The sequence below is a fragment of the Mesorhizobium sp. M1004 genome (assembly GCF_040318795.1).
Classification (GTDB): Bacteria; Pseudomonadota; Alphaproteobacteria; order Rhizobiales; family Rhizobiaceae; genus Mesorhizobium.
This window is the reverse complement of the sequence record NZ_JAMYNB010000036.1, coordinates 1-6,807: the sequence shown is the minus strand read 5'-3', so window position 1 is coordinate 6,807 and position 6,807 is coordinate 1. Positions and strand designations below refer to the sequence as shown.

Below are 6,807 nucleotides of genomic sequence, written 5' to 3'. Positions count from 1 at the left end.
ACCGACAGCACATGGTCTATTCGGACAGGAAGAACGCTAGAGCAGCCGTTGGCGCGACTACGCTACCGGCCGCATTCACCTAGAGAGTTGGCAGTGAACTCATAGCTTAACGCTCGGCGGCTAGTCCCAGGTAGGTGAACCATGAAAGGTGGGAAGCTACCGCGGATGAAGCAGAAAGACGCCGGAAAGGTCGTTGCGAGATTGGCTATAAGAGGGGATTTGGGTACAAGAATCGAGTACTCGGATCGACAATGGATTAACAGGATATAGATCAATTTAGGACACAAATTAGAGGCATCGATGTCGAATATTATGCCGGCACCATTCGCGCGTAAGTTGTATTACCACATGGCTCGCATCAGGCGATTCGAGGACAGGGTTATTACTCTGGTCGATGACAATGAGATCGCCGGCGTGACCCATGAGTATAGCGGGCAAGAGGCGGTGGCAGTCGGCATCTGCGGCGCGCTGGCGGCCGCAGACATCATCACAAGCACCCATAGAGGGCATGGTCACACGTTGGCGAAGGGGGGAGACGTCGGCAAGATGTTCGCTGAACTGCTTGGCCGGACGACCGGATACAATCAGGGTCGTGGCGGATCCATGCACATTGCCGACATCGGACTTGGGATCTTCGGAGCTAATGGTATCGTCGGCGCTGGAACTCCTATAGCCTGTGGCGCGGCTCACAAATTCAAAGCCGCTCGCGAAAACCGCGTCGCCGTTTCGTTCTTCGGCGACGGTGCAATCAACCAAGGCGTTGTGCACGAGGCGATGAACCTCGCGGCGATCTGGCAGCTTCCCGTTGTCTTTGTGTGCGAGAACAATCAGTACGCGATTTCGACACCGCTCAAACAAGTCACCATCCTCGAGCCCTATCTTCGTGCTCAATCCTACGGAATGCCTGGGGTGAGCGTCGACGGCATGGACGTGGAGGCAGTCTATCACGCTGCCCTCACCGCCACGGAACGCGCTCGGTCAGACAAAGGCCCGACTTTCATTGAGTGCCAGACTTATCGTTACTTCGGGCACTATACCGGCGAGCGTCACATGAAGATGAGTTATCGGCCCCAAGACGAGCTCGAAAGCTGGAAGTTGCGGGACCCCATCAAGATTTGGGCAGCCCGTATGGTGGAAGGCGGTTTGTGCACGCAACAAGACGTCGAAGCGATCGACGCGGAAGTTGACGCTGAGATTGAACGAGGCGTCGAGTCCGCAAGGAGCAGCCCGCAGCCGAACCCGGCGGAGGCGCTCGATTGCATGTACGCTGTGTCGTACCCGAACACTCCGGCGTGGGGAGTAGAGCCGTGAGACAGCTGAGATTTCTTCAGGCCATGAATGAGGCCTACCATCAGGCTATGGGCGCAGACGCGAGCGTCTTCATCATCGGGGAGGACATTCGAGGTGGAATTCGCGGTGAGACGAAAGGCCTGCATGGCGCCTTCGGTGATTCCCGCGTGCTCGACACGCCGATTTCCGAGGCTGCGTTCACCGGGTTCGCCACTGGGGCGGCTTTGGCCGGCCTGCGTCCGATCGTTCAGTTCCAAGTTCCGTCACTGATTTACGTTGCGTTTGACCAACTGGTGAATCAAGCCGCGAAGATGCGACTGATGCTCGGCGGCCAGGCTAATCTGCCAATCACATACACGATTATGGTGTCCGGCTCGCGGGGAGGAAACGCGGGTCAGCATTCGGACAATCCTTACCCGTATCTCCTCCATGCAGGTTTCAAGGTCGTTTGCCCTTCGAACGCCTATGATGCGAAGGGTTTGATGATCCAAGCAATTCGAGAAGACGACCCGGTCGTTTTCATCGCATCCGCCATGTGCCTTCCGCAAAGGGGTCAGGTGCCGGAAGAAATCTTTGCGGTACCTCTCGGTCGCGGTGACGTTAAGCGTGAAGGCTCCGATGTGACCGTCATTGCTATTGGACACTTGGTGCCCGAGGCTTTGGCTGTCGCTGAGACCGTCTCTCAGAAGAATGGCATCAGCGTTGAAGTGTGGGATCCTCGCTCTCTCTTGCCACTCGACAGGGAAGGACTTTTGAAGACGGTCAGGAAGACCGGCCGCGTGGTCATCTATGACGACACGAACCGTACTTGCGGCTTCGCAGCCGAGCTGAGTGCAATCATAGCCGAGCTGGCGTTTTCGTCTCTCAAGGCGCCGATCAAGCGTGTCACGCGGGCTGACGTCCCCATGCCGTTCAACCTTAGGCTCGAATCTGCGGTTCTGCCGAAGCCGCAGGAGCTTGAAGATGCCATCATATCTGTAAGGAGCTATGCTCATGCTTGAAGTTCGCATTCCGAAGATGGGTGCATCGACAGTCGACGTTGATCTCACGAAGTGGCACGTTTCGGTCGGGACCTCCGTCGTTCCGGGGCAGATTCTGGCTGAAGTGGAGTCGGAAAAGACGAACATCGAGATCGAAGCGGAAACTGCGGGCGTAGTTGCTGAGATCCTTGTCGACGAAGGGGCGGTGACGGGGGTCGGAACCGTCATCTGTCGCATCAAGACCGATTAGGAGCGGGGCTGGAATGAATGTTCTTTCGCTCGGGTCGCGAAACTCCAGAAGTAACTCCCAAGGCTGGACGTCGGTCGCCCGCACTCTGGCGGCCGACGTCCGACCGCATGAGGCGCGGCGGGCGCCTCCGGGCGGCCTGACACGTCAACTATACACCGATCGTAGAGACGACTATGGCACGCGACAAACGCTTTGAAGGCAAGACGGTTTTGATCACCGGAGGAGCTCGGGGTCAGGGTGCGGCTGAGGCCGTCCAGGTCGCATCCGAAGGGGGCCGGGTAATCATCGGGGACATCCTCGACGACCACGGCAAACAGATCGCCGAGACCATCGGTGAAACAGCGTCTTTTGTACATCTCGACGTCGGTAGCGAGGAGGACTGGCAAAGCCTAATCCGCTTCCTAGAAGGACAGAAGACGGGACTTCACGGCCTGGTCAACAACGCGGCGATCTACCAACCGTTGCCGATGGCCGAATCCAGCGTCGCGATGTTCGAAAGGCACTTCCTTATCAATCAGCTGGGTTGCTTCCTCGGCATGCGCGAAGTCGCGCCTCTCATGAAGGCAGCCGGCGGGGGCGCGATAGTAAACATCTCGTCTGTTGCCGGGATGCGTGGAAGCCGAACGTCCATGGCCTATACCGCGACAAAATGGGCCCTGCGAGGCATGACGAAATGCGCGGCGCTAGAACTTGCTCCAGCCGGAATCCGCGTCAACTCCATCCATCCCGGATGGATTGAAACGGAGATGCTGCTCGCTGAGGATCCTTCGGACAGAGAGCGCCAGTACGCGCTCATTCCGCTCAAGCGGGCCGGCACGGTCCATGAGATAGCGGACCTCGTTCTCTTCCTGCTCTCAAACGAGAGCAGCTATATCACCGGAGCGGAGATCGCGATCGACGGAGGGCTGTTGTTGTGAATCATTGGTCACCTCGAATGATCTCCCTTTCGCAACTCAACGTGCGCCCGCTCGGATTTCTTCTCCATGCATACGCAGGCAGAGCAGCCTGATAACCGCAACCGGCGAGCCTGGTAGATAATTCCCGCGAAACGTAAAATAGCACAGTAGCGCCGATGCCCATTAACGTCAGAATGCCCGCCCTTGCTTCGGACATGGAAGCTGCCACCCTTGTGAAGTGGATGTTCAAGGAGGGCGATGACATAAAAGCTGGAGACGTTCTGGCCGAGGTTTGTAGCGGAGGTAATACTGGTCAGATCAAGGCTGCTGCCGGGGGTACTCTGGAAAGGATCGTGGTCCCGGAAGGCGCTGATCGAGTAAAATTTAGGGACCTCGTCGCCGTCCTCGCCTTCAAGAGCGAATCTGGTTCCGTTGCCGTCGCTCCCCGGCAAGCGTCCGACAAACGTGGAGAACCCGAGCCTCAAACTACAGCTAAGAACACGGCCGAAGCTACGTCCTCCGCAAGTAAAGGTCCCTCGGACGATGCGGTTCTCAAGCTGTTTGAAGACGGATCATACCAACTTGTACCTCACGATGGCATGCGTAGGACGATCGCTCGTCGGCTGGTGACGTCGAAGCAAACTGTCCCGCATTTCTATGTCGGCTTAGATTGCGACATCGACGAGCTTCTGGCGCTGCGCTCCCGTCTCAACGATGCCGCGCCCAAGCCCACGGACGGCCTGACGGCCTACAAGCTGTCGGTCAATGATATGATCATAAGGGCCCTGGCGCTTGCGCTGCGAAACGTTCCAGACGCGAACGTCTCCTGGACCGAGAACGCTATGGTCAGACACAGGCATGCCGACGTGGGGGTGGCTGTCTCGATCAGTGGTGGTCTGATCACGCCGATCGTACGCAAGGCCGAGCTGAAGACGCTCCAAGTCATTTCCAACGAGATGAAAGATCTTGGCAAGCGCGCGAAGGATCGCAAGCTAAAGCCTGAGGAGTATCAAGGCGGCACCACGTCAATCTCGAACATGGGCATGATGGGCGTCAAGGAGTTCGCTGCTGTGATCAATCCGCCGCACGCGACCATTCTTGCGGTCGGTGCGGGTGAACAGCGTGTAGTCGTCAAGAACGGTGTCATGGCCCCCGCGACAGTGATGAGCGTTACACTTTCCATCGACCATCGCTGTGTGGACGGCGCGCTCGGAGCCAAGCTGCTGCAGGAATTTAAGAGTTATATAGAGAATCCGATAGGCATGCTCGCCTGAGCAATATTCTGGTTTCGTGACGCGAGAGCCGATGACGCTGCCGGCCAATTTTTTCCATTGGGAGAATGCGGCCGGATGGGCAGCGGAGATCACCGCCACGGCAAGCTTCTTCCAGCTTCGCGCACGAACTATACTTGGCGATTGCCCAAACACCCAGTCTTTGAGCCGGACGAACGGCAGGGCCATCGTGCTGAGCGAGAACCAGGGCGTGGTTTAGCCGATCTTACCAAAAGACGGGCGGACTGCTTGGCGCTAACCTGGCAGGAGCGGAGGTGACCGAACTCATCGACGAATTGATAGCGGCTGCGACCGACGATTTTCCGAGATCCTGAAAGAAAGCGTGCTCGACGCCTTCGGCCGAGCGATGAAAGCGTAGCGACGTCAGCGGGTAAAAAGGGCAACCCCCCTCGTCATCAATCGCGTTGATCTGTCGGCTAACATCCAATTCCGCTGAACGACAGGTGCTGGGCAGACGTTTCAAAACTGCCAACGCAGTCAAAGAAGATAGGTCGTAATAGCGGCGCGAAGACATCGCGGACGTGTATTCCGACTGTTGAGGAAAACCATAGCTGACAGACTGGCAGGCACGATTGCAATCGTCACCGGGGTGGGCGAGGCATCGGCGCCTGTATCATCCACCCTTTCCGGAGGAGGAGCAAAAGTCGCCGTTGCGCAGAGGAACTCGTAGCTTGAGGCGGTTCTCAACGAACGCATCATCTAAGTGAGGGCGGAACTTTCGAATTCCAGGGAAAATCGCCTTGGACGTGCAGACAGTCGCCGAGCGCTCGCCGGCTTAGACATCCTCCAACACAACGCCGGTGTCAATGTTCAAAAAGACGGTCGACGAGATGACCGAGGTGGGCTGAGATCAGATGATGGACACCAACCTCATTCCTGTTGATCAAGGCGGCAATGCACGCCCCTTCGCAAGCGGGGTAGCGGAAGCATCGTCAACATCGATTCAATCGAAGGGCTTCATCGTGGCGCCCGCATCGGCTCACGCCCTTACCCGTTCTGCTTTCGGATCGTACATCGGCTTCAGCGACGCCTCGGCGGCGAACCGCTCGCCGGCGATCTCGATCTCGTAGGACGACGCCAGCAGATCCGCCTCGCTTTCGCCCTGGCACGGCACGTAGCCGAGGCCGATGGCGCCGCCGAGATGATGGCCGTAATTGCCCGAGGTGATCGGACCGACGATCCTGCCGTCGCGCAGGATCGCCTCGTTGTGGAAGAGCAGCGGCTCGGTGTCGTTCAGGCGGAACTGCACCAGCCGACGTGACAGGCCGGCTTCTTTCTTCTTCAGCACGGCATCGCGGCCGAGGAAGTCTCCCTTGGCCGTCTTCACGGCAAAGCCGAGGCCGGCCTCCAGCACATTGTCTTCGTCGGTGATGTCGTGGCCGAAATGCCGGAAGGCCTTTTCGATGCGGCAGGAATCCAGTGTGTGCAGGCCGCATAGCTTCAGGCCGACGTCGGCGCCGGCTTCTTCTATAGCCTCGAAGACGTGGGCGGCCTGATCGGTCGAGACATAAAGCTCCCAGCCGAGCTCGCCGACATAGGTGACGCGGTGGGCGCGGGCCAGCCCATGCCGATTTCGATCTCCTGAAACGTCCCGAACGGGTTGTTTTCGTTTGAAAAATCGTTGGGGCTCACCCTTTGAATCAGCTTTCTCGCATCCGGGCCCATCAGGCAGAGCACGGCTTCGGCAGCGGTCACATCGGTGATGACGACGAACTCGTCGGCAAGGTGTTTTCGCAGCCAGGCTAAATCGCGCTGCAGCGTCGCACCGGGCACGACGAGGAAGAAGGCTGTTTCAGACAGCCGCGAGACGGTGAGGTCGCTCTCGATGCCACCGCGCTGGTTGAGCATCTGGGTATAGACGATCTTGCCCGGCGCCACATCCATGTCGTTGGCGCAGAGCCTTTGCAGGAAGGCGCAGGCGTGGCGGCCTTCGACGCGGATCTTGCCGAACGAGGTCATGTCGAACAGGCCGACGCCGTTCCTGACCGCCAGATGCTCCTCGCGCTGGTTGTCGAACCAGTTCTGCCGCTTCCAGGAATAGCGGTATTCGCGCTCTTGCCCTTCGCGGGCGAACCAGTTGGCGCGCTCCCAGCCGGCGA

At 58.4% G+C, this 6,807-nt stretch carries 6 protein-coding genes and 1 pseudogene; 6 read left to right on the top strand and 1 reads right to left on the bottom strand.

Features of this window, described 5'->3' with window-relative positions; genetic code table 11:
* Window positions 1–300 precede the first annotated feature (300 nt).
* From NKH54_RS32335 to NKH54_RS32310, 6 genes are all read left to right on the top strand, one after another.
* Window positions 301–1,311, top strand: coding sequence for a thiamine pyrophosphate-dependent dehydrogenase E1 component subunit alpha (locus tag NKH54_RS32335; protein ID WP_353029719.1), 1,011 nt, complete (start codon window positions 301–303; stop codon window positions 1,309–1,311).
* Between the two features lie 23 nt (window positions 1,312–1,334).
* Window positions 1,335–2,291, top strand: coding sequence for an alpha-ketoacid dehydrogenase subunit beta (locus NKH54_RS32330; RefSeq protein ID WP_353029718.1), 957 nt, complete (start codon window positions 1,335–1,337; stop codon window positions 2,289–2,291).
* Window positions 2,284–2,520: a biotin/lipoyl-containing protein gene (locus NKH54_RS32325; protein ID WP_353029717.1), complete on the top strand. Its 237-nt coding sequence runs from the start codon at window positions 2,284–2,286 to the stop codon at window positions 2,518–2,520. The genes NKH54_RS32330 and NKH54_RS32325 overlap by 8 nt, the downstream gene beginning before the upstream one ends.
* A gap of 173 nt (window positions 2,521–2,693) precedes the next feature.
* Window positions 2,694–3,437, top strand: coding sequence for an SDR family NAD(P)-dependent oxidoreductase (locus NKH54_RS32320; protein ID WP_353029716.1), 744 nt, complete (start codon window positions 2,694–2,696; stop codon window positions 3,435–3,437).
* A gap of 155 nt (window positions 3,438–3,592) precedes the next feature.
* Window positions 3,593–4,690 carry a 2-oxo acid dehydrogenase subunit E2 gene (locus tag NKH54_RS32315; RefSeq protein WP_353029715.1) on the top strand — a complete coding sequence of 366 codons (1,098 nt, stop codon included), beginning with the start codon at window positions 3,593–3,595 and terminating at the stop codon, window positions 4,688–4,690.
* Between the two features lie 31 nt (window positions 4,691–4,721).
* Entirely contained in the window at window positions 4,722–4,907 is a 186-nt protein-coding gene (locus NKH54_RS32310; RefSeq protein WP_353029714.1) for a hypothetical protein, read from the top strand.
* Between the two features lie 780 nt (window positions 4,908–5,687).
* Here the strand turns inward: NKH54_RS32310 and NKH54_RS32305 are convergent.
* Window positions 5,688–6,807 (bottom strand): annotated as a pseudogene (locus NKH54_RS32305) (aminomethyl transferase family protein); the annotation flags it as partial.

What these genes read in the sequence shown, in the direction of transcription:
- NKH54_RS32330 (WP_353029718.1), top strand. Translation starts at nt 1,335, where the DNA reads ATGAATGAGGCCTACCATCAGGCTATGGGCGCAGACGCGAGCGTCTTC.
- NKH54_RS32315 (WP_353029715.1), top strand. Translation starts at nt 3,593, where the DNA reads ATGCCCATTAACGTCAGAATGCCCGCCCTTGCTTCGGACATGGAAGCT.
- NKH54_RS32310 (WP_353029714.1), top strand. Translation starts at nt 4,722, where the DNA reads ATGACGCTGCCGGCCAATTTTTTCCATTGGGAGAATGCGGCCGGATGG.
- NKH54_RS32325 (WP_353029717.1), top strand. Translation starts at nt 2,284, where the DNA reads ATGCTTGAAGTTCGCATTCCGAAGATGGGTGCATCGACAGTCGACGTT.
- NKH54_RS32335 (WP_353029719.1), top strand. Translation starts at nt 301, where the DNA reads ATGTCGAATATTATGCCGGCACCATTCGCGCGTAAGTTGTATTACCAC.
- NKH54_RS32320 (WP_353029716.1), top strand. Translation starts at nt 2,694, where the DNA reads ATGGCACGCGACAAACGCTTTGAAGGCAAGACGGTTTTGATCACCGGA.